The following is a 20,041-nucleotide window of genomic DNA, read 5'->3' on the forward strand; positions in this document are numbered from 1 at the left end:
TAACGCATCATTAAACGTTTTCAGAAGCTCACTCTTCTTAACAACTCTGCATCCCGGGGTTAGTGAGTACTTACAATTCTTTACGCCATAAAGAGCTTATACGCTGGGTTATCGCTCTCTCGCCAATAACGGTAGCCAATCGCATCTAAGTACTCTGCAACATGGGTTTGATCACTGCTCGGCACTTGCATACCGACCAATACACGACCGTAGGCAGCACCATGATTTCGGTAGTGGAACAGTGAAATATTCCAGTCATGGGGTAGCTGGGTTAAAAAGTTCATTAGCGCACCCGGGCGCTCCGGGAACTCAAAGCGGTAGAGCTCTTCTTCAAAGCGCTCGCTGGGCCGACCACCACTAAGATGGCGGATATGTAGCTTCGCCAGCTCATTGTCGGTCAAATCTTCAACCTGATAGCCAGCTTCACGAAGCTTATCAATCACCGCCTGGCGGTCTTCCCCACCCGGTTTAACTTGAACACCCACAAAGATATGAGCCTCGCTATTATCTGCATAGCGATAGCTGAACTCGGTGACCATGCGCTTGCCCAGCGTGCGGCAAAACTTTTTAAAACTGCCTGGGTTTTCCGCAATGGTCACCGCCAATATCGCTTCACGCTGCTCACCCAGCTCGGTGCGTTCCGCAATATGTTGCAAACGATCAAAATTGGTATTCGCGCCAGAGTTAATACATATCAACGTCTCGCCTTCAGCACCGGTTTGCTGCACATATTTCTTCAAGCCAGCTAGCGAAAGCGCCCCTGACGTTTCTGCGACGGCACGTGTATCTTCAAAGATATCCTTCACCGCTGCACACATCTCATCGGTATTCACCGTGATAACGTCGTCGATTAAGTCACGTACCAGAGAAAAGGGCACTTCACCGATTTGCGCGACGGCGACACCCTCCGCGAACACGCCAACTTGATCCAGCACGACCCGCTCCCCGGCTTCTAGCGCGGCTTTTAAACAGGCACTGTCTTCGGCTTCTACGGCAATGATTTTGATATCTGGGCGCAGATATTTCACATACGCTGCGACGCCTGCAATTAAGCCGCCGCCACCGACAGGAATAAAAATAGCGTCTAGACGGCCACTGTGCTGGCGCAGAATTTCAACACCAATAGTGCCCTGACCTGCAACTACATCGATATCATCAAACGGCGGAATATAGGTATAGCCATGCTCTTTAATCAATTCTTGAGCATGCTCAGCAGCAGCAGCAAATGCATCACCTTTCAAAATAACCTTAGCACCGCGGGCACGTACTGCCTGAACCTTAATATCGGGCGTAATACGCGGCATCACAATAACCGCCTTCACCCCCATCAGCTTGGCTGCCATAGCCAAACCCTGGGCATGATTGCCCGCCGATGCTGCAATCACGCCCTTGGCCTTCTGCTCTTCAGTTAGCTGGGCCATTTTGTTGTAAGCACCACGAATCTTGAAAGAAAACACTGGCTGAAGATCTTCGCGCTTAATCAAAATTTGGTTATTGAAACGACGCGACAAAAAGGGAGCGGGTGAAATAGGGGTCTCACAAGCGGCTTCATAAACGCGGGCTTGGAGGATCTTTTTGACGGTTGCTTCGAGCATGCGGGAATCCCAAAAAAATAACGTGACCCTGACGGGAGAGAGCAAAGCCTTTATTGGTAGCAGATTACGCCTAGCGTCGTCTAGCGGCGTTTCCATCGGCAGTGGACGCTAAGGCCGTTATACTAGGGAACACTGCCTAACCCTGACGCAGGAAAATATGATGACCCAAGATGAATTGAAAGCGGCCGTAGCGGATGCTGCGGTTAAAGAGATTGAGCCTCATCTCGAAAAAGATACCGTGCTAGGTATTGGCACAGGTTCCACAGCGAACCTGTTTATTGATCGTTTAGGCCCGCTAAGAGATCGTTTCAAAGGGGCCGTTGCCAGCTCAGAAGCCAGTGCTAAGCGCCTACAGGCGCTAGGTATTGAGGTATTCGAGCTGAACAATGTTGGCGATGTTCCTTTTTACATCGACGGTGCAGACGAAGTAAACGCTAACTTACAAATGATTAAAGGGGGTGGCGCCGCCCTAACCCGGGAAAAAATCGTCGCCGCCTGCGCCAAGCGATTTATTTGCATTGCCGATGGCTCTAAATACGTGAACCAACTTGGCAACTTCCCGCTACCGGTAGAAGTTATTCCGATGGCACGCTCCTACGTCGCTCGGGAGCTGGTCAAGCTAGGTGCTGACCCCGTCTATCGGCAAGGGGTAGTCACCGATAATGGCAATCAAATTATCGACTGTTTTGACTTTATGATCGACGACCCAGCCTCCATGGAAGCGTGTATTAATGCCATTGTAGGCGTCGTCACGAACGGTTTATTCGCCCAGCGCGGTGCCGATGTACTGCTGTTAGGTAAAACGGACGGCGTAGAACGAACCGCGTTACGTTAACCACGGACTAAGCCCATCGAGCGTGCGCGCCAATGCGCCTCTATGGGCTTCAACTGCCTCTCGCCCAGCCTGCCCAATTTGCAGAGCAAATGATGGCGTTGCCAGCCGCTCGGCCAGCGCGTCGGCTAAGGCATCGGGTGTTTCCACCACGCTTAACGCACCTACCGCTAACAGCGGCTCTGCCACATCGCTAAAGTTGTCAAGCGAAGGGCCGCAGAGCACTGGCTTACCTAACGCCGCAGGCTCCAGTACGTTGTGGCCACCCAACGGTACCAAACTACCGCCAACATAGGCCACATGCCCTGCTGCATACAGCGTTGCCAGCTCACCTAGCGTATCCCCCAGGTAAACCTGCGTTTGTGGCGTCACGGCCTGCTGCTGGCTGCGACGGCTGAGTGCCCAGCCGCCTTGGGAACACAGCCTGGCCACTTCGTCAAAACGCTGCGGGTGTCGCGGCACCAATACCAATAACGCTGTTGGAAAGCGCTGCAATAGCTGACGATGGGCCTCCAAGAGCAGTACTTCTTCCCCGTCGCGGGTGGAACCTGCCACCCACACTGGGCGCGCGCCCCAGACTTGAAGTAAGTACTCACTCTCTTCCAGAGCCTTTTCCTGAGAGGGCACCTCAAATTTTAACGATCCAACGACATGAGTTACTGCTGCGCGGCAACCCAGTGCCTGAAAGCGCTCGGCATCTTGGGCAGATTTAGCAGCCAGCCATGTGACATTAGCTAATGCACTCGCCATTAACGAACGCAAGCGCTGATAGCGTGCAAAGGCTCGTGGCGATAGCCGCCCGTTGACGACCGCGACAGGTACTGCTTGTTGGTGGCAAGCGTGCAGCAGGTTGGGCCACAGTTCGGTTTCAAACAGAATGGCAAGAGTGGGTTGCACGCGGGTAATAAAACGCTTGGCCGCTCCCGGAAAATCCAAAGGGAGGAAGCAGTGAGCAAGCCTTACTTGATCCGGCGCGGTTTGTTCACCGATGAGTGTTTGAACCTGCTGAGCACCCGTCGCGGTCATTGTGGTCAACAACAGGCTGTGCTGAGGGTAACGCGCCAGCAAACCCTCTATTAGGGGACGGGCAGCGCGCACTTCCCCCACCGAGGCACAGTGCAACCAAATTCGCGGTCCAGGGGGAAGCTTACCCAAACGCATACCAAGCCGCTGCAAGCGCGAGTAAGTAAGTACTTGCTCACGCCAGATGCGCCAGCCAATCAGCGGCGACAACATATAAAGCACCGCTGAATAAACAAGCCGAGGCCAAATCGGCGACGCCATTAGCCCTCGCGATCCAGGATGGAGCTAATCATTGCGGTGGTCGATACGCCATCTTCAAAGCCAAGTACTTTTACATCGCCGCCGTTGGCGATAACGGCCTCCCCTCCTGCAATATCTTCAGGGCGGTAATCGCCACCTTTCACCAAAATATCCGGTAAAACGGCTTCAATTAGCGCTTGGGGAGTATCATCATTAAATGGCACGACCCAATCGACAGCGCCTAATCCAGCCAGGACTTGCATGCGGCGGTTAAGCGGGTTGATTGGCCGTTTAGGGCCTTTCAAACGGCCAATAGAGGCATCATCATTCACCGCAACGATGAGGCGATCCCCCAGGCGTTTGGCTTGTTCCAGGTAGGCCACGTGTCCTGCATGAAGAATATCAAAGCAGCCATTGGTCATCACCACGCGCTCGCCACGCAGCTGGGCAGCCCGCACGGCGTCGACCAGCGGGACTTGGTCAATCACCCCAAATTCAGCCAGCTTGTCGCCGTGTAGCGCGGTGTAGAGCTCGGCTATCGAGAGCGTCGCCGTTCCCGGTTTGGCCACCACCAAGCCCGCCCCTAAGTTGGCCAGCATCATTGCTTCTGGCAATGCATGGCCTGATGCCAGCGCGAGCCCCATCAGGCCAATCACGGTATCGCCTGCACCAGTTACGTCGAACACTTCCTGGGCGCGGGTGGGTAAATGGAGCGGTGCGAGGCCTTCACGAATAAGCGTCATACCTTTTTCGCTGCGAGTGATCAGCAGCGCTTCTAACTCAAGCTCGGCGCGCAACGCTTCTCCGCGCTGGGCAAGAACATCGTCGTTGGCACAGTGACCAACCACCGCTTCAAACTCGGTTAAGTTAGGCGTAATTAAACTCGCCCCACGATACTTACTAAAATCTTGGCCTTTCGGATCGACCAGCACTCGCTTGCCGAAAGCACGCGCCATCTGAATCAGCGACTCGACCTGGTTAAGCGTTCCTTTACCGTAGTCAGAAAGAATCATCACATCGCAATCAGGCAGCGCTTTTTCGACCTGCTCCAGCAGAGCAGTGGTATCGACACCATCAAGGCGCTGCTCAAAATCCAGCCGCAGTAGCTGTTGATTACGACTCATCACACGCAGCTTGGTAATCGTTGGTATCTCTGGGCTTCGCTGAAAGTAAGTACTCACATTCGACGATGCCAAACGCGACGTCAACAACTCGGCGTTCTCATCCTCTCCCACCACACCTGCCAGGGCGACGTGGCCGCCTAGAGAGGCCACATTGAGTGCCACGTTCGCTGCGCCCCCGGGACGATCATCAGCATCTTCGACACGCACCACCGGCACCGGCGCTTCGGGTGAAATACGCGACGTGCCACCATGCCAGTAGCGGTCGAGCATCACATCCCCCACCACCAATACGCGGGCATGTTCCAGGGCGGTTAAATCAACTCTCATCCAAAGGTCCTGTTGTTGGCGGCACTGCGGTATACGCCAGCAGCGCGTCTAGCTTAGCAATCACGTCGTCGGCTTTGATCAAATCCATGGCATCCGCATGGCGTACTCGCTGTCCCCAGCTAACCTCATCGACGGATTTATTCAGATACGTGCGAACCGCTTCGGGATAAGCATTGACTGCAAAATCCCGCCAACAATAAGGCGCGGCACGCTGAGGATTGGTGGTCGCATAGAGACCAAGTGTGGGCGTACCCATGGCATTCCCCATATGCGCCGGCCCCGTGTCGGGGGCAATGACGGCACGGGCATTGTCAATCAACGCCAGTACGCCTTTGAGCGATGTACCACCGATAGCATTAATAACGCTATCCGGTTGGCATAGCGCCTCAATTTGATCGCCGATTTCTCGCTCTAATGAACTCCCCCCACCGGTCAACACGCTCTTCAGACCATGGTGTACCCAAGCATGTTCAATTACGCTGGCATAGCCTTCCACTGACCAATTGCGGAAATTGCGCAGCCGTGCGTTGCTGCAAGGATTAATGACCAGATATGGCGTATCGCCACTGACCCCTCGGGCTTCTTCATAGGCCAGCGGTGGTACGGCCAGATTCCACTCCAATCGATCATCTTCTACGCCGAGCAAGCGAGCGAAGTCCATAAACGACTCCAACACATGGGCGTTAGAATGTGGCGCAAGCTGATGCTGTGTAAACCAATGCTGAGCGTCTTTGGCGCGCGACTTATCATAGCCCACGCGTACATTGGCCTTGAGGCCAAGCGAAAGCACGCTGGCGCGTATCGCTTGCTGCATGTGCAGCAGTACATCAAAGCGAGTATCGGAAAGCTCTTTCCACAGGGCACGCATGCCCGCAAGACCGGTGGACTTGTCATAGACAACAAACTCGACCCCAGAAAGCCCCGCCAGTAAACTGTGCTCCCCCTTGCCGATTATCCAGGTAATGCGAGCGTGCGGCCATTGGCGCTGCAACGCACGCACCGTGGGCACAAGATTGCACACATCTCCCAACGCGGAGAGGCGCAAAATGGCAATATGGTTAGGTTGAGCAGGCAGAGAGGGCTTCATGCGCTTAGCGGCACTCCGGCAAAGAAATTGGCTGATTTTACATGATGTAGACAGTTTAAGTGACGCTGCCACGTCACACCAACTGTCGCAACATGGATCTCAACAACGATCGCAACAACGGTCTCAAGGGCAGTCACACCCACTTCATCCTGATCTATTCCATCAGGCCTATTGGCGTGAGCGTAATTTAATCGTCGGGGAAGCACCAGGAAGGGGTAGCAGTTTCTTCTTAAAGGCCAGTGATTCAGAGCAGTGGGTATTGCGTCCTTATCGCCGCGGTGGATTGATCGCCAAGCTAAGCGAGAAACGCTACTTGTGGCTGGGTGAAGAGCGCACCCGTGCGTTTCACGAGCTGCGCTTAAACGCTGCGCTGTATGACCAGGGACTGCCAGTGCCACGCCCCGTTGCCTGCTGTGTTATGCGTTACGGCCCTACGTATGAAGCGGCGCTCATCACCGTTAGGATTCCAGGCGCTCAGGCGCTGGCTAGCTTATTGGCGGCAGGGGAAGCAGATGAGGCGTTACTTCAGCGCGTTGGCGCAATGATAAAGCGCTTCCATCAAGCAGGCCTTGATCATGTTGATCTAAATGCGCGCAATATCTTGATCGACCCCCATGGCGAACCCTGGCTGATTGATCTGGACCGCTGCCGCCAACGGCCACCAGGTAAGTGGCAGGAACACAATATAAACCGCCTAGCAAGGTCACTAAAAAAATTCCATTGCCATAGTGTGCTGCCTAGCATATTAAAAGGTTATAACCGTTAACCTTTATTTTTCAGCGCCAACATCACACGCGAGGATTTTCGATACGCAGTTTATTAGCTCATCAGGAGTAATTGATGAAAGGTCTGCTTGTGATGAAACATAACCACTGTTATCTCTTTCAAGAAACCATTCAGGCAAATATTCTTTAAAAACAACAACTTGATTTGCTCCCATTATATGGGCGACATGCGAGGGGCCACAATCGTTACTGACAAATAGCTTGCAACCATTTACCAATCTAAAAAGAGTAGTTACATCAGGACTATGAATAACAGAAAACCCTTCTTGCTCAAGGATGTTCTTTTCCTCTTCTTCTTTAGGTCCTGTGAGAAAAGCAATCTTCTCTGATCTTAACTCAGAAATCTTTCTTGCTAGCTGAATATAATTAGCAAGCGACCATTTTTTTTCTTCGCCCCCAGCACCAGGAGCAAGTACAATTTTATTGTTTAATACTTCATCAGGCTCAATCTGTTTTTTCAAACAGGGAGTAATATCTAATGTTGATGATATCCCTAGAAGGGACAAGAAAAGGTCTGCCCTGTAGGTAGTTACATCAAGAGGTACCGAGTGCGTATAAAACGCTCCAAATTTTTTAAATCCTATTCTATAAGGAATTCGTAGCTTTAACATTTGCAGAGAAGTTCCAACACTAGAAGGACGCAAGTTAAAACCAATATCGAAATTATATTTCCTACTTAAGCTGGTGGTGCTAAAGCCGTCAATCACTTCAAGCTCGTTTAAAAAACCTGCTTCAACTAGGAAGTCTGCCCCTGAACTTTTAGAGATACCCACCAATGTAGCATTTGGATACCTTTCCTTAACAGCGACTAAAAAAGGAATATGAACTACATATGCACCAAAAAAAGGCCTATTATGTAAAAATATAGCGATGCATTTAACTTTTAAAAAGTCGTTCATTTAAAAACAATTCCCTTATAGACATCGAGATAACTTTCAGCCATTTTTTCTTTACTATAAAGCTCTAAAAGAAGACGTGCATTCTCAACAGAAGACTCTCTCATCTGTTTATTTTTTGCTAGCTTTATTATCCAACTCTCGACTTCTTCACTACTTTCTGGTGTTACTAGAAAACCTGTTTCACCATGCTTAATTAAATCAGGAATGCCGCCAACATTACTAGCAACAATAGGCACGTTTGCATCCATAACATCTAAAAGAACTGAGCCTAGACCTTCGTTGCGAGACGGAAATACAAACAGATCCAGCGCTGGAATAAAATCACCAATATTAGGCTTAAAGCCAGCCCATACAACATTTTTTAAGTGACTGCTTTCCAAGCGAAGCTCTTCCTCGTCTTCACCTCGGCCAAAAAAAACGCACAGCACTTCGGGATAGCTATGCTGTAATCGTTCTGCAGCTTCAAGTAGTACCCGCTGACCTTTGTGACGATCAACTAATGCACCTATATGGCCGACAATAAAGCGGCCTGGATAGCTGGCACGAAAGCGAGCAGCAACTTGGGCATCCGCGGTAAATCCCGTCATCGCACTCGGAATCGTCAATACTTCATTCTTATTCCAGTGTGATAGCTGTTGCCGAATAATCGATGAAATAGCGACACAACGATCTGCATTACGATAGAACAGTCGATTCACCCATTTATCTTTAATGGGTGTATCCACTCGGCGAGTCACCACATAGGGTGTACCGTATATACGCTTATGCAACCACGCCCAGTGTACCGCTTTAGCTTCATGAGCATGCACCACCGATGCGCGGCCGGCTTGCCTATGCCCAGCCATCTGCTGGTTAGCATCCACGAATCTTAAGTTCTCAATGCATTGAAGTTCATTACGCAATGGAGAATCTTTCCTGCATACCAGCGTTTGCTGATCTACATGCCGTTGCAAGGCTTGAATTAGCAGCGCTGTCTGGCGTTCTCCACCGCGAAAACCTTTGGCAAGGTTAACGTGAATAATATGCAAATTGCCCTCATACAAATCGTTGCCATCACCCTGGTATAGTACTGTATCTACCAACCACCAGAGCAGGGTGTGAATAAATGTCTATGGATGTGAGCGTCGTTATCATTACTCGCAATGCGGCCGCGACACTTAGCCGAACACTAGACGCCTTGACGTGCTATGACGATGTCGTGGTATATGACAACGGCTCCACAGACGACACATGTAGCATTGTACAAGCCTACTCCAATACAACATTACACCATGGTGAATTTTTAGGCTTTGGCCCTACCAAGCGTGCTGCCGTATCGTTAGCAAAATATGACTGGATCTTCTCAATAGATGCTGACGAAGCGCCAACAAAAGAGCTTAACGCTGCGATTAATGACTGGGTCGCCACTGCAACACCTCAGCAGGCTGGCAAAATATTGCGCGAAAACTGGATGCTGGGTAAACCCGTTCACCACTCTGGCTGGGGAAATGACTGGTTAATTCGGCTGTTTAACCGTAACACGTGTAACTTTAATGATGCCGCTGTTCATGAGTCAGTAAGCTTAGCAAAAAATACAGAAGTTTCTCAGCTTAATGGAAAAATTGAACATCTTGCCGTTAACGACCTCGCTCAGTTTCTTGATAAGATAAATCGCTATTCAGACCTTCGCGCATCATCAAAAAAACTCAAGCATTATCCTTTTGCGCTGATATTTCTCAAGGCACTTTACGCATTTATACGCACTTATTTTTTCCGCCTCGGCATACTGGATGGCTGGCGTGGGCTGACTATATCTGTGGCTAATGCAAATGGCGTTTTTTGGAAATATGCCAAAAATAATGTTAATAACCGCCTATAATACGCTGTAAATTTTCTATTACGACGTGTTGATATCACTAAAGATATCTCTACTACCGGGCAGTCTCTCACCTGATCTTGTGATCAATATGCGTCCGTATTTCTTTACTCTATCAACACTCGTTTCGGGAGACGCATGCCAGCACTAAGGTCACTCAAACTTACTCCATGGTTGCCACTACTCGTAATCGGCATCTGTCTTGGCTATGCCCTCACCGTGCTTACTCGGCTACCTTGGTGGACACTATTTTTCACAGCCGCTGTATGGCTAGGTTGTGGCATCAAGTTGCGCTGGGGAGCACCGCAAAACGCCCGCTACCGCACGATGTGGCCTTGGTCGCTGGCACCGCTCAGCTTACTAGGCATTTATGTCTACTTAGCTGATAGCTTTGGCAATGTTGATTTAGGTGCGGTGTTTTTCCACCTTCAGGCGGGCATGGCCGAACATGGCGGTGCTGAAAAAATGATCACTGCCGTTATTTACACAGTGAGCGTCATCGCAGTGCTGGCATCCGTTACCTGGATCACGCGGCATGATCAGCGATGGCGGCTCACTGAACGCTTCGTTGCCCTCCTCTTATTAGCCGCAAATCCAATGCTTTACGGTTTAGGGCAACGCAGCGCGGCCATTGTAACGGACGATGGTGCCTGGCTAGATCGCCGTTACGTGCCACCACCCACGGGCAATCAAGTTAATGCTAATGCGCCGAACCTGCTGGTCATGTACCTGGAAAGTATTGAGCGTACGTATCGCAATGAGCTATTTGGTGATGCTTATGCTGACTTAACCGCGTTAGGCGAACGCGGGCTGGTCTTTGAAGGTATCCAGCAAATGGAAAATACCGGCTGGACCATGGCAGGCATGATTGCTAGCCAGTGTGGTGTGCCGCTGATGCCTGCGGGACTTTTGCACGACAGCCAGTTCGAGCCGCTTTCCAAAGTAGTTCCCGGCGTCGATTGCCTGGGTGATGTGCTAGCGGCTCAAGGCTATCGACTTAGCTATTTGGGTGGAGCGAGTGCTCAGTTTGCTGGTAAAGGGCTTTTCTATCGCGGCCATCAGTTTGATACGGTAAAAGGCAAGGAAGAGCTGTCAGCGGAACTCAAGGACCCAGAGTACCTAAATAGCTGGGGTCTATACGATGATACGCTTTACGATTTTACGGTGGATGAGATTCGTCGTTTAAGTGAACAAGATGGCGGCCCATGGGCAGTTGTGAATCTCAGCATTGCTGGTCACGCCCCTAATGGCTTTCCCTCCCAGACATGCATAGACCGTCAGGGCGAATTCGATGGTCAAGATATCTTATATTCGGTGAAATGTTCAGCGAGCCAGGCACGTGACCTTATTGAGCGTCTTGAACAAGAAGGCCTGCTCGAAAATACATTGGTTGTCGTGCTCAGCGACCACCTTACGATGCGAGTGTCGGTTTGGGATCAACTGACAACATTAGATCGAGACAATACGCTGATCATGCTGGGCGAAGGTATCTCACCGCTGACAGTGCATCGGGGGGCGACAATGTTAGACGTATTCCCGACTATTTTGGACGCAATGGGCCTACCGCTCAGCGATAACCGTGCAGGGCTCGGGGCATCTCTACTTAGCAGCCAACCAACGCTGGTTGAAACGCATGGGCTTGAGGTGCTTAACGAGCGGCTCCGGGAAGAGACCGCCTTACAGCACCGTCTTTGGGAAGGACTGACCCCTCAACGGCGCGAACCTCAAGCAAGCGCCGACCAACAAGTCATAGAAACGCCTGCTGATCAGGCTGATGAAGTCGAGATTATGCGCTAACGTTAGCGCCGTTAGCACGCTGACTATCGACACTCATCGCTCGGTACACTTGCTCCACGCCTAAATCATTCAGACAGTTGGTATGCCCCAGCGGGCAGGTACGCTTAAAGCAAGGTGAGCAGGAAAGCGCCAGATAGTGAATGACAGCATTATCGGTTAGGGGGGGGGTGTAAGCAGGAGATGAAGAGCCGTACAGAGCGTGAATGCGCACGCCTACCGCGGCGGCAACGTGCATTAAGCCCGAATCGTTGGTGACCACCTGACGGCAGTCTGCCAATAGATCTACCGCATCCGCCAATTGGGTTTTGCCGCATAAGTTATGCGCATGGGGCAACCCTTTCACAATGCTTTCACCTGCAGCGTTATCTTTCGGCCCGCCAAACACACGCACCTCAAATCCATCCTTAACCAGTCGCACCGCTAACGCATGGAAATAGCCTAACGGCCACTGCTTAGCGGGCCCGTACTCCGCTCCGGGCATCATACCGATGGCTGGACGCGACGATAGCGCATGAGTAAGACGTAAATTGACCAAGTTATTTCGATCAATCGTTAAACGCGGTGTCGGAATCTCAAATTCGCCTTGTATGGCTTCTTCCAGCGGCAGGCCCAGAGAAACAAACCGCTTAACCGTTTGATCCAACACCTGCTTATCCAACTTGCGGCGCTCTTTCAATAAGCCGTAACGGTGTTCACCCAAAAAACCGATGCGCTCGGGAATACGTGCCATAAAGGGCACCAGCGCCGCTTTCCAAGAGCGTGGCAGAACGATGGCACGATCAAAGCGTCCTCGTAAACGGGCAGCCAGCTCACGGCGGCTGGCTAGGCCAAATTCACCATGCCCTACTGCCAATGGAAGCACCTCGTCTACCTCAGGCATACGCTCCAAAACAGGCTGTGACCATGCCGGAGCGACCACCCCCAGGGTTGCCCCTGGGTTACGGTCTTTCAAGGTCATAAACAGGCTTTGCGCCATCACCATATCGCCGACCCACGAAGGGCCGACCACCAATATGCGCTTGGCAGAATTAGCCATTTAGCCACTCCAAGTAGGCTTTCACACCCTGGGCAACGGTTTTGAACTCAACATCGCAACCAGAGGCACGCAGATTGCTGATATCTGCACGCGTGTAACTTTGATAGCGGCCTTTTAGTTCTTCAGGGAAAGGTATGTAGTCAATTTCACCCTGACCATAAAAATCGATTACAGCCTCGCCAATAGCTTTGAAAGGCTCGGCTCGCCCAGTGCCCAAATTAAAAATACCGGACGCATGAGGGTTATCTAAAAACCACAGGTTGACAGCCACCACATCGCCAACGAAAACAAAGTCGCGACTCTGCATTCCCGCCTCATAACCGCCGTAAGCCCCAAACAGCTTTAACGTTTCCCCATTGCGAATTTGTAAATGGTTATGGTAGGCGACACTCGCCATCTTGCCCTTATGCTGTTCACGGGGGCCATAAACATTGAAATAGCGAAAGCCAACCACTTGTGTCGTCAACTCATCCCAGCGAGAGCGCACGTGCTGATCAAACAACAGCTTAGAGTAGCCATAGACGTTGAGCGGTTTTTCGTGCTCAGGCGCCTCTTTAAACACCTCACTACCGCCGTAAGTAGCCGCCGATGAAGCATATAGAAATGGAATGCCTAACGCTTCACAGTAGTTAAGCAGCACTTTTGAGTACTCGAAGTTATTCTCCATCATGTAGTGCCCATCCCACTCCGTCGTATCGGAGCACGCACCCTCATGGAAAATAGCATCAATGGTCGGCAAATCGACTGACTCACCTCGCAATGCCGCCTTAATCCGCGCTAGAAAATCATCTTTATCCAGATAATCGGCCAACGTGCAGTCAGCTAAATTGACGAACTTAGTGCCGTCACGCAGGTCATCAACCACCATCACATCATCGCGGCCACGAGCGTTCAGCGCTTTGACAATATTGGCACCGATAAAACCAGCCCCGCCTGTTACAACGATCATCTCGTTCTCCTCACCAAAAACAGCTCTGTTGGCTAACGTGCCTATAACCCATCTCTCTGTGATTGTATACTTGACGGCCTATGAATTCATGGCCAACGGTGCTTTCCGCGATGAGTGTCTCGACAAACCAATCGACACCCGATGTGTCGACCTTTCAAGGCTTGATCCTTGCTCTGCAACAATACTGGGCAGAACAGGGCTGTGTCATTCTCCAACCTCTCGATATGGAAGTCGGCGCGGGCACCTTCCACCCTGCCACCTTCCTAAGGGCAATTGGTCCAGAAACCTGGAACGCGGCCTATGTGCAGCCTTCCCGCCGTCCAACAGACGGCCGCTACGGTGAAAACCCCAACCGCCTACAGCACTATTACCAATTTCAGGTGGTAATGAAGCCATCGCCCAGCAATCTTCAGGATCTCTATTTAGGCTCTTTAAAGCGCCTGGGGCTCGATCCTCTCGTCCATGACATACGCTTCGTGGAAGATAACTGGGAATCCCCTACCCTAGGTGCCTGGGGCCTAGGTTGGGAAGTGTGGCTCAACGGTATGGAAGTCACTCAGTTTACTTATTTCCAGCAGGCAGGCGGCATTGAATGCTACCCCGTTACTGGTGAGCTCACCTACGGGCTTGAGCGTATCGCCATGTACCTGCAAAACGTCGATAGCGTATATGACCTGGTATGGGCCATTGCCCCCGACGGCAGCAAGGTCAGCTACGGCGATGTTTATCTTCAGAATGAACGTGAGCAGTCGGCGTATAATTTTGAGCATGCTGACGTTAATCAGCTATTTGCCGCCTTTGACCACCAGGAAAAAGAGTGCAGTAAGCTTCTGGTAGCCAACCTGCCGCTGCCTGCCTATGAGCAAGTTCTGAAAGCGTCCCATACGTTTAACCTGTTAGATGCTCGTCATGCGATTTCCGTGACCGAACGGCAGCGCTTTATTCTGCGCGTTCGCACCATGGCACGGGATGTCGCCACTGCCTATTTTGAGTCTCGTAAAGCAGAAGGATTCCCAATGGCGCCCGAAGCCCTACGCCGCGAACTACTAGCCGACCAGGGAGACGCATAATGGCTGTTGATACGCTTCTATTAGAACTAGGTGCCGAAGAGCTTCCCCCCGCTGCGCTAGATACACTTTCCGATGCATTTGCTGCAGGCATCGAAAAAGGCCTGCAAGAAGCCGAGATTTCCTTCCAAAGCATCGCTGCTTACGCGACCCCGCGCCGTTTAGCAGTACAGGTTAGCGGGCTTGCAGACAAGCAGCCTGACCGTGAGGTTGAGCGTCGTGGCCCTGCCCTAGGCGCTGCATTCAAGGACGGCGTGCCCACCAAAGCAGCCGAAGGTTTCGCGCGTTCTTGCGGCGTCAGCGTCGATGAGCTGTTTCACTTAGAAACCGATAAAGGTACTTGGCTTGGTTTCCGCGAACAGCAGCAAGGCGAGACGGTACAGGCGCTGCTGCCAGAGATGGTTCGCAAAACGCTACAATCGCTACCGGTACCTAAGAATATGCGCTGGGGTTCGTCACGCGTTGAGTTCTCCCGCCCAGTTCACTGGTTAGTTGCCCTGTATGGCAGCGACGTCATTGCCGCAGAAGCGCTTGGCCTTCAGGCCAGCCGTACCACCTTTGGCCACCGCTTCCATGCGCCAGATGCCATACAGCTTGAACATGCCGATGACTACCTAGCCGCACTGGAAAATGCCTACGTCCTAGCCGACCGCCAGCGGCGCCGCGAACGCATCCGTGAGCAGGTATTAGCTGAAGCAGAGGTTCAAGAAGCCAATGCCGTTATCGACGAAGAGTTGTTGGTAGAAGTCAGCGGCCTGGTCGAATGGCCAGTCGCATTAACCGGCAGCTTCGATGAACGCTTTCTGGAAGTGCCCGCCGAGTGCTTAATCTCGTCCATGAAGGCTAACCAAAAGTACTTCCACCTGCTGGATGATCAAGGCAAGCTGAAACCGCTGTTCATTACTATTTCGAACATCGACAGCGCTGATCCGCAGCAGGTGATTTCCGGCAATGAAAAGGTCATTCGCCCACGCCTGGCCGATGCGGCCTTCTTCTACGAAACTGACCGGAAGCGTACTCTCGCCTCACGTATTCCTCAGTTGGAAAGCGTGGTATTCCAACAACAGTTAGGCACCTTGGCTGACAAAGCACGTCGCAGCACAGCGATAGCAACGTATATTGCCGAGCACATTAATGCAGATGTGAGCCACGCCCAGCGCGCAGTGGCACTGGCCAAGTGCGATTTGGTCACCGAGATGGTGCTCGAGTTCCCAGAACTTCAGGGCATTATGGGCCGCTATTATGCCGAACAGGATGGTGAGCCAGCTGAGGTTGCTCAGGCATTAGAAGAGCAGTACCTGCCCCGCTTTGCCAGTGACGACATTCCGCAAAGCCTTGCAGGCCAAGCGCTAGCATTGGCTGACCGTCTAGATACTCTTGTTGGCATCTTTGGTATTGGCCAGCGCCCAACCGGCGCAAAGGATCCGTTTGCCCTACGCCGTGCCTCTATTGGTGTGCTTAACATCCTGGTCAAAGGTCAGCTTAATTTAGATCTTCGCGAGCTACTCAGCGTAGCCGCAGAACAGCACCAAGGCCTGCCTAAGGCGGAAGGCTTGGTGGAAGACGTGTTGACCTACATGCTGGACCGCTTCCGCGCCTGGGGCCAAGAAGAAGGTATTAGTGCTGAAATGTACTTGGCGGTACGCGCTCGCCCAGTAACTAAACCGCTGGATTTTGCTCGCCGCTTGCGTGCCGTTAAGGCCTTTGCACAGCGGGAAGAAGCCGCTGCTTTGGCTGCCGCGAACAAGCGGGTTTCTAATATCCTTAGCAAGCAGGAACACAACGGTAGTACCCAGGTTGATCAGAGTCTACTTCAGGAAGAGGCTGAGAAGACGCTGTTCAATGCAGTAACGGCCAGTCAACAGCAAGTAGCTCCGTTATTTTCAGCAGGCGACTACCAGCAGGCACTAGATGCGCTGGCAACGCTACGTGAACCTGTCGATGCTTTCTTCGATCAGGTAATGGTGATGGCCGATGACGATGCTGTCCGTCATAACCGCTTGGCACTGCTTGCCAGTCTGCAAGCACTGTTCCTTGAAGTGGCAGATATTTCCCAGCTACCACAATAAGTCTCGGTACCGATAGCGGTTCACCCAGATAACAACAGCAAGCCCGGCTTCTATCAAGCCGGGCTTTTTTCGCTCATCACATTTGTCTCGCCTCTTCCCCTCAGACTAAACTCAGGGTTACGCCGACTAATTGTTTCACGTGAAACACCCGCCCAATTACTATGTGCCCATGACTCTAATAGAAAACAGTGATGTGCGAATAAGGAACTCTATGATCTCGGCTAACCAACTGGTGATACTTGATCGTGATGGTGTCATTAATCACGACTCTGATGCTTATATTAAATCACTAGACGAATGGGTGCCCTACCCTTCAGCGATCGATGCGATTGCCCAGCTAACCCAGGAAGGATATACCGTGGCAATAGCTACCAATCAGTCGGGTATAGCACGGGGCTATTACGATGAGGCAACGCTCCATTCAATGCATGATCGCTTGACAGCACTGGTTGAGGCGAAAGGTGGACGTATTGCCCATATTGCTTACTGCCCTCATGGCCCCGATGATCAATGCGCTTGTCGAAAACCCTTGCCAGGATTGCTTTTGCAAATTCAGCAGCAATTAGCAATGGAGAGCCTCACCGGTAGTTGGATGGTCGGCGATAGCCTTCGAGATCTCAAAGCGGGTGAATCAGTAGGATGTCGTTCAGTGCTGGTCAGAACAGGTAAAGGGGAGAAAACGCTAGCCAGTCATACTAATCTTGAAAATACGCTTGTTTATCCAGATCTAGCTGCATTTGCAGATTGGCTATGCCAACAGCAGTAATGGGGTTTCTTCCTTCCGTCCCCTCCTCCTCTCTACTCTAGACACACAAAAAAAACGCCGCTCCCATTTAATTAGGCGCGGCGTTTTATTTTTCATCTGACTGCGTTTATTAGTGCCTATCGCACTGTTTCACGTGAAACACACGCTGGTAAACACATCAGACATCGAGATTAGCAACTAGCGCATTCGTCTCGATAAAATCACGGCGAGGCTCAACTTCATCCCCCATTAACGTGTTGAACATCATATCGGCAGCAACCGCATCTTCAATGGTTACTCGCAGCATACGACGGCTGTCGGGATCCATGGTGGTTTCCCACAGCTGATCGGGGTTCATTTCCCCCAGACCTTTATAGCGTTGGAAAGAGAGCCCACGCTGCCCCTCTTGCATCAACCAAGCCAGCACTTCGGAGAAATGCGTAACAGGCTTCTGACGCTCGCCACGGGCAATGTAAGCACCTTCTTCAAGCAACCCGTTTAACGTCTCACCAAGGCCCGTTATGGCCCGATAATCAGTGCTCTCAAAGAAGTCCAGTCCCCACACATACTCAGTCGTAACACCGTGGGCAATCAAAGACACCGCTGGCAAGTGCAAACCGCGCTCGCTATCTTCCTGCAGATAGAACTGGTAACGCGGTCCGCCTTCATAGGCCACCATGTCATCCATTGCTTTCTGTAGCTCAGCAATCCAATTTTCCATGGTGACACGGTCTTTAAGACTGACTTCGCCTTGAAGCGCCGTTGCATGCACAGCCTGCTTGAGCACTGCAATGGGATATACCCGCGCAAGGCGGTCAATCCGTTTCATAACATTTCGATACTGAGTAACCAGTGCTTCTAGTTGCGAACCAGTAATGCCAGGCGCATCAGCATTGACATATAACCCAGCCCCATCCAATGCAGTGGTGGTCAGGTAGTCGGTCATTGCTTGCTCATCTTTCAGGTAGAGCTCTTGCTTACCCCGCTTAATTTTATAAAGTGGGGGTTGAGCAATAAAGATGTGGCCACGCTCAATCAATTCCGGCATCTGACGGAAAAAGAACGTTAGTAGCAACGTGCGAATGTGCGAACCGTCAACGTCGGCATCCGTCATAATAATGACCGAATGGTAACGTAGCTTATCGGGATTAAATTCTTCGCGACCAATACCACAGCCTAACGCTGTAATCAGCGTGCCGACTTCTGCTGAAGACAGCATCTTATCGAAGCGCGCTTTCTCAACGTTTAGTATCTTACCTTTCAGCGGCAAAATTGCCTGAGTACGTCGGTCACGCCCCTGCTTGGCGCTGCCACCAGCCGAGTCGCCCTCCACCAGATAAAGTTCTGATTGGCTTGGGTCTTTCTCTTGGCAGTCTGCAAGCTTTCCAGGTAGCCCAGCAATATCGAGCGCGCCCTTACGGCGAGTCATATCCCGTGCTTTACGAGCGGCTTCCCGCGCCCGTGCAGCGTCTAGCATCTTGTTAACGATCGATTTAGCTTCGTTAGGCTTTTCGATCAGATAGTCAGCAAATAGCCGCCCCATTTCTTGCTCAACCGCCGTTTTGACTTCGCTGGAAACCAGCTTGTCTTTGGTTTGAGACGAGAATTTAGGGTCGGGAACTTTAACAGAGATAATAGCGGTCAAGCCTTCACGAGCATCGTCGCCCGACGTATTGACCTTGGATTTTTTCAGTAGCCCCTGAGCTTCGATATAGTGGTTAAGCGTTCGCGTAAGCGCGGCACGAAAACCCGCCAAGTGGGTTCCACCATCTCGCTGAGGAATATTATTGGTGTAGCAAAAAATGTTTTCAGTGAAGGCCTCGCTCCACTGCATCGCCACTTCTACTTCAACGCCATCTTCTCGCACTGCATTGAAATGAAAGACAGGATTCAGAACTGTTTTATTTTTATTCAGGTGGTCAACAAATGCTTTCAAGCCCCCTTCATAATGAAACAGCTCCTCTTTGCCGCTACGCTCATCCATTAAACGGATAGCAACGCCTGAGTTCAAGAATGAAAGTTCACGTAGGCGCTTGGCGAGAATATCGTAGTGAAACTCGATATTCGCAAAGGTATTCGGTGATGGACGAAAATGTACACGAGTGCCACTTTTTTCCGTTTTACCGACAACACCTAGTGGCGCTTGAGGTACACCGTGGTGATAGACCTGCTCAAACACTTCCCCTTGACGCCAGATGGTTAGCCGCAATTCTTCCGAAAGCGCGTTAACAACCGACACCCCTACACCGTGTAGACCGCCTGATACTTTATATGAATTATCATCGAACTTACCGCCAGCGTGCAGCACTGTCATGATAACTTCTGCGGCTGAGACGCCTTCGCCTTCATGTATCTCGGTGGGAACACCACGGCCATTATCACTCACCGTTATTGATTCATCCGGGTGGATAACCACACGAATTTCACTACAGTGACCTGCCAGAGCTTCATCGATGGAGTTATCCACCAGCTCGAAAACCATGTGGTGCAACCCGGTGCCGTCGTCGGTATCGCCGATATACATGCCTGGGCGCTTGCGTACTGCGTCTAGCCCTTTGAGCACCTTAATGCTTGATGAATCGTAAGCCTGCTCGCTCATTGACCACTCCGT

General features: G+C 51.4%; 16 protein-coding genes. 7 read left to right on the plus strand and 9 right to left on the minus strand.

Annotated elements, in window-relative coordinates; all coding sequences use genetic code 11:
- Positions 1–80 precede the first annotated feature (80 nt).
- Complete coding sequence (gene ilvA, locus INT21_RS09590; protein ID WP_193059901.1) at positions 81–1,595, minus strand: threonine ammonia-lyase, biosynthetic; 1,515 nt, start codon at positions 1,593–1,595, stop codon at positions 81–83.
- Between the two features lie 160 nt (positions 1,596–1,755).
- Here ilvA and rpiA point away from each other — a divergent pair, with 160 nt between their 5' ends.
- Entirely contained in the window at positions 1,756–2,430 is a 675-nt protein-coding gene (gene rpiA / locus INT21_RS09595; protein ID WP_193059902.1) for a ribose-5-phosphate isomerase RpiA, read from the plus strand.
- On the opposite strand, the gene waaA is transcribed toward rpiA, so the two are convergent.
- From waaA to INT21_RS09610, 3 genes are read right to left on the minus strand one after another with little or no spacing between them, the layout of a single operon-like run.
- Positions 2,422–3,711: a lipid IV(A) 3-deoxy-D-manno-octulosonic acid transferase gene (gene waaA / locus INT21_RS09600; protein WP_193059903.1), complete on the minus strand. Its 1,290-nt coding sequence runs from the start codon at positions 3,709–3,711 to the stop codon at positions 2,422–2,424. The genes rpiA and waaA overlap by 9 nt on opposite strands.
- Positions 3,711–5,141: a bifunctional D-glycero-beta-D-manno-heptose-7-phosphate kinase/D-glycero-beta-D-manno-heptose 1-phosphate adenylyltransferase HldE gene (gene hldE, locus INT21_RS09605; RefSeq protein ID WP_193059904.1), complete on the minus strand. Its 1,431-nt coding sequence runs from the start codon at positions 5,139–5,141 to the stop codon at positions 3,711–3,713. The genes waaA and hldE overlap by 1 nt, the downstream gene beginning before the upstream one ends.
- Complete coding sequence (locus tag INT21_RS09610) at positions 5,131–6,228, minus strand: glycosyltransferase family 9 protein (protein ID WP_089040108.1); 1,098 nt, start codon at positions 6,226–6,228, stop codon at positions 5,131–5,133. The genes hldE and INT21_RS09610 overlap by 11 nt, the downstream gene beginning before the upstream one ends.
- Between INT21_RS09610 and INT21_RS09615 the strand changes: the two genes are divergently transcribed.
- The gene (locus INT21_RS09615; RefSeq protein WP_193059905.1) at positions 6,227–6,994 is read left to right on the plus strand and encodes a 3-deoxy-D-manno-octulosonic acid kinase; all 768 of its coding nucleotides are present in this window, start codon (positions 6,227–6,229) and stop codon (positions 6,992–6,994) included. The genes INT21_RS09610 and INT21_RS09615 overlap by 2 nt on opposite strands.
- Positions 6,995–6,997: 3 nt before the next feature.
- Here INT21_RS09615 and INT21_RS09620 read toward each other — a convergent pair whose 3' ends face one another.
- Both INT21_RS09620 and INT21_RS09625 read right to left on the minus strand, forming a co-directional pair.
- Positions 6,998–7,912: a glycosyltransferase family 9 protein gene (locus tag INT21_RS09620; RefSeq protein ID WP_193059906.1), complete on the minus strand. Its 915-nt coding sequence runs from the start codon at positions 7,910–7,912 to the stop codon at positions 6,998–7,000.
- Entirely contained in the window at positions 7,909–8,940 is a 1,032-nt protein-coding gene (locus tag INT21_RS09625; protein ID WP_193059907.1) for a glycosyltransferase family 4 protein, read from the minus strand. Before INT21_RS09625 ends, INT21_RS09620 begins: the two co-directional genes overlap by 4 nt.
- 83 nt (positions 8,941–9,023) lie before the next feature.
- Here INT21_RS09625 and INT21_RS09630 point away from each other — a divergent pair, with 83 nt between their 5' ends.
- On the plus strand, positions 9,024–9,770 hold the full coding sequence (locus tag INT21_RS09630; protein WP_226916888.1) for a glycosyltransferase family 2 protein: 747 nt from the start codon (positions 9,024–9,026) through the stop codon (positions 9,768–9,770).
- Positions 9,771–9,905: 135 nt separating this feature from the next.
- Positions 9,906–11,564, plus strand: a complete 1,659-nt coding sequence (locus INT21_RS09635; RefSeq protein WP_193085092.1) for a sulfatase-like hydrolase/transferase — start codon at positions 9,906–9,908, stop codon at positions 11,562–11,564.
- Here INT21_RS09635 and waaF read toward each other — a convergent pair.
- Together waaF and rfaD are read right to left on the minus strand one after the other, a co-directional pair.
- The gene (gene waaF / locus INT21_RS09640) at positions 11,554–12,600 is read right to left on the minus strand and encodes a lipopolysaccharide heptosyltransferase II (RefSeq protein WP_193085093.1); all 1,047 of its coding nucleotides are present in this window, start codon (positions 12,598–12,600) and stop codon (positions 11,554–11,556) included. The two genes, INT21_RS09635 and waaF, sit on opposite strands and share 11 nt — an antisense overlap.
- The gene (rfaD, locus tag INT21_RS09645; RefSeq protein WP_089040115.1) at positions 12,593–13,549 is read right to left on the minus strand and encodes an ADP-glyceromanno-heptose 6-epimerase; all 957 of its coding nucleotides are present in this window, start codon (positions 13,547–13,549) and stop codon (positions 12,593–12,595) included. The genes waaF and rfaD overlap by 8 nt, the downstream gene beginning before the upstream one ends.
- Positions 13,550–13,659: 110 nt before the next feature.
- On the opposite strand from rfaD, the gene glyQ reads away from it, so the two are divergent.
- The 3 genes from glyQ (at position 13,660) to gmhB (ending at position 17,451) form a co-directional block, all read left to right on the plus strand.
- Positions 13,660–14,619 (plus strand): glycine--tRNA ligase subunit alpha, encoded by a 960-nt coding sequence (glyQ, locus tag INT21_RS09650; RefSeq protein WP_193085125.1) that lies wholly within the window; start codon positions 13,660–13,662, stop codon positions 14,617–14,619.
- Entirely contained in the window at positions 14,619–16,685 is a 2,067-nt protein-coding gene (gene glyS / locus INT21_RS09655) for a glycine--tRNA ligase subunit beta (RefSeq protein WP_193085094.1), read from the plus strand. The genes glyQ and glyS overlap by 1 nt, the downstream gene beginning before the upstream one ends.
- Positions 16,686–16,896: 211 nt before the next feature.
- Complete coding sequence (gmhB, locus tag INT21_RS09660; RefSeq protein WP_193085095.1) at positions 16,897–17,451, plus strand: D-glycero-beta-D-manno-heptose 1,7-bisphosphate 7-phosphatase; 555 nt, start codon at positions 16,897–16,899, stop codon at positions 17,449–17,451.
- Between the two features lie 157 nt (positions 17,452–17,608).
- Here gmhB and gyrB read toward each other — a convergent pair whose 3' ends face one another.
- The gene (gene gyrB / locus INT21_RS09665; RefSeq protein ID WP_193085096.1) at positions 17,609–20,029 is read right to left on the minus strand and encodes a DNA topoisomerase (ATP-hydrolyzing) subunit B; all 2,421 of its coding nucleotides are present in this window, start codon (positions 20,027–20,029) and stop codon (positions 17,609–17,611) included.
- Positions 20,030–20,041: the final 12 nt, after the last annotated feature.

The sequence above is a fragment of the Halomonas sp. 3F2F genome, from assembly GCF_014897805.1.
Taxonomy (GTDB): domain Bacteria; phylum Pseudomonadota; class Gammaproteobacteria; order Pseudomonadales; family Halomonadaceae; genus Vreelandella.

Bases quoted from the DNA above. Each gene is read 5' to 3' on its own strand.
- rpiA (WP_193059902.1), top strand. From the start codon at position 1,756: ATGACCCAAGATGAATTGAAAGCGGCCGTAGCGGATGCTGCGGTTAAA.
- INT21_RS09635 (WP_193085092.1), top strand. From the start codon at position 9,906: ATGCCAGCACTAAGGTCACTCAAACTTACTCCATGGTTGCCACTACTC.
- rfaD (WP_089040115.1), bottom strand. From the start codon at position 13,549: ATGATCGTTGTAACAGGCGGGGCTGGTTTTATCGGTGCCAATATTGTC.
- glyQ (WP_193085125.1), top strand. From the start codon at position 13,660: ATGAGTGTCTCGACAAACCAATCGACACCCGATGTGTCGACCTTTCAA.
- ilvA (WP_193059901.1), bottom strand. From the start codon at position 1,595: ATGCTCGAAGCAACCGTCAAAAAGATCCTCCAAGCCCGCGTTTATGAA.
- gmhB (WP_193085095.1), top strand. From the start codon at position 16,897: ATGATCTCGGCTAACCAACTGGTGATACTTGATCGTGATGGTGTCATT.
- gyrB (WP_193085096.1), bottom strand. From the start codon at position 20,029: ATGAGCGAGCAGGCTTACGATTCATCAAGCATTAAGGTGCTCAAAGGG.
- INT21_RS09630 (WP_226916888.1), top strand. From the start codon at position 9,024: ATGGATGTGAGCGTCGTTATCATTACTCGCAATGCGGCCGCGACACTT.
- hldE (WP_193059904.1), bottom strand. From the start codon at position 5,141: ATGAGAGTTGATTTAACCGCCCTGGAACATGCCCGCGTATTGGTGGTG.
- waaA (WP_193059903.1), bottom strand. From the start codon at position 3,711: ATGGCGTCGCCGATTTGGCCTCGGCTTGTTTATTCAGCGGTGCTTTAT.
- waaF (WP_193085093.1), bottom strand. From the start codon at position 12,600: ATGGCTAATTCTGCCAAGCGCATATTGGTGGTCGGCCCTTCGTGGGTC.
- glyS (WP_193085094.1), top strand. From the start codon at position 14,619: ATGGCTGTTGATACGCTTCTATTAGAACTAGGTGCCGAAGAGCTTCCC.
- INT21_RS09620 (WP_193059906.1), bottom strand. From the start codon at position 7,912: ATGAACGACTTTTTAAAAGTTAAATGCATCGCTATATTTTTACATAAT.
- INT21_RS09610 (WP_089040108.1), bottom strand. From the start codon at position 6,228: ATGAAGCCCTCTCTGCCTGCTCAACCTAACCATATTGCCATTTTGCGC.
- INT21_RS09615 (WP_193059905.1), top strand. From the start codon at position 6,227: ATGCGCTTAGCGGCACTCCGGCAAAGAAATTGGCTGATTTTACATGAT.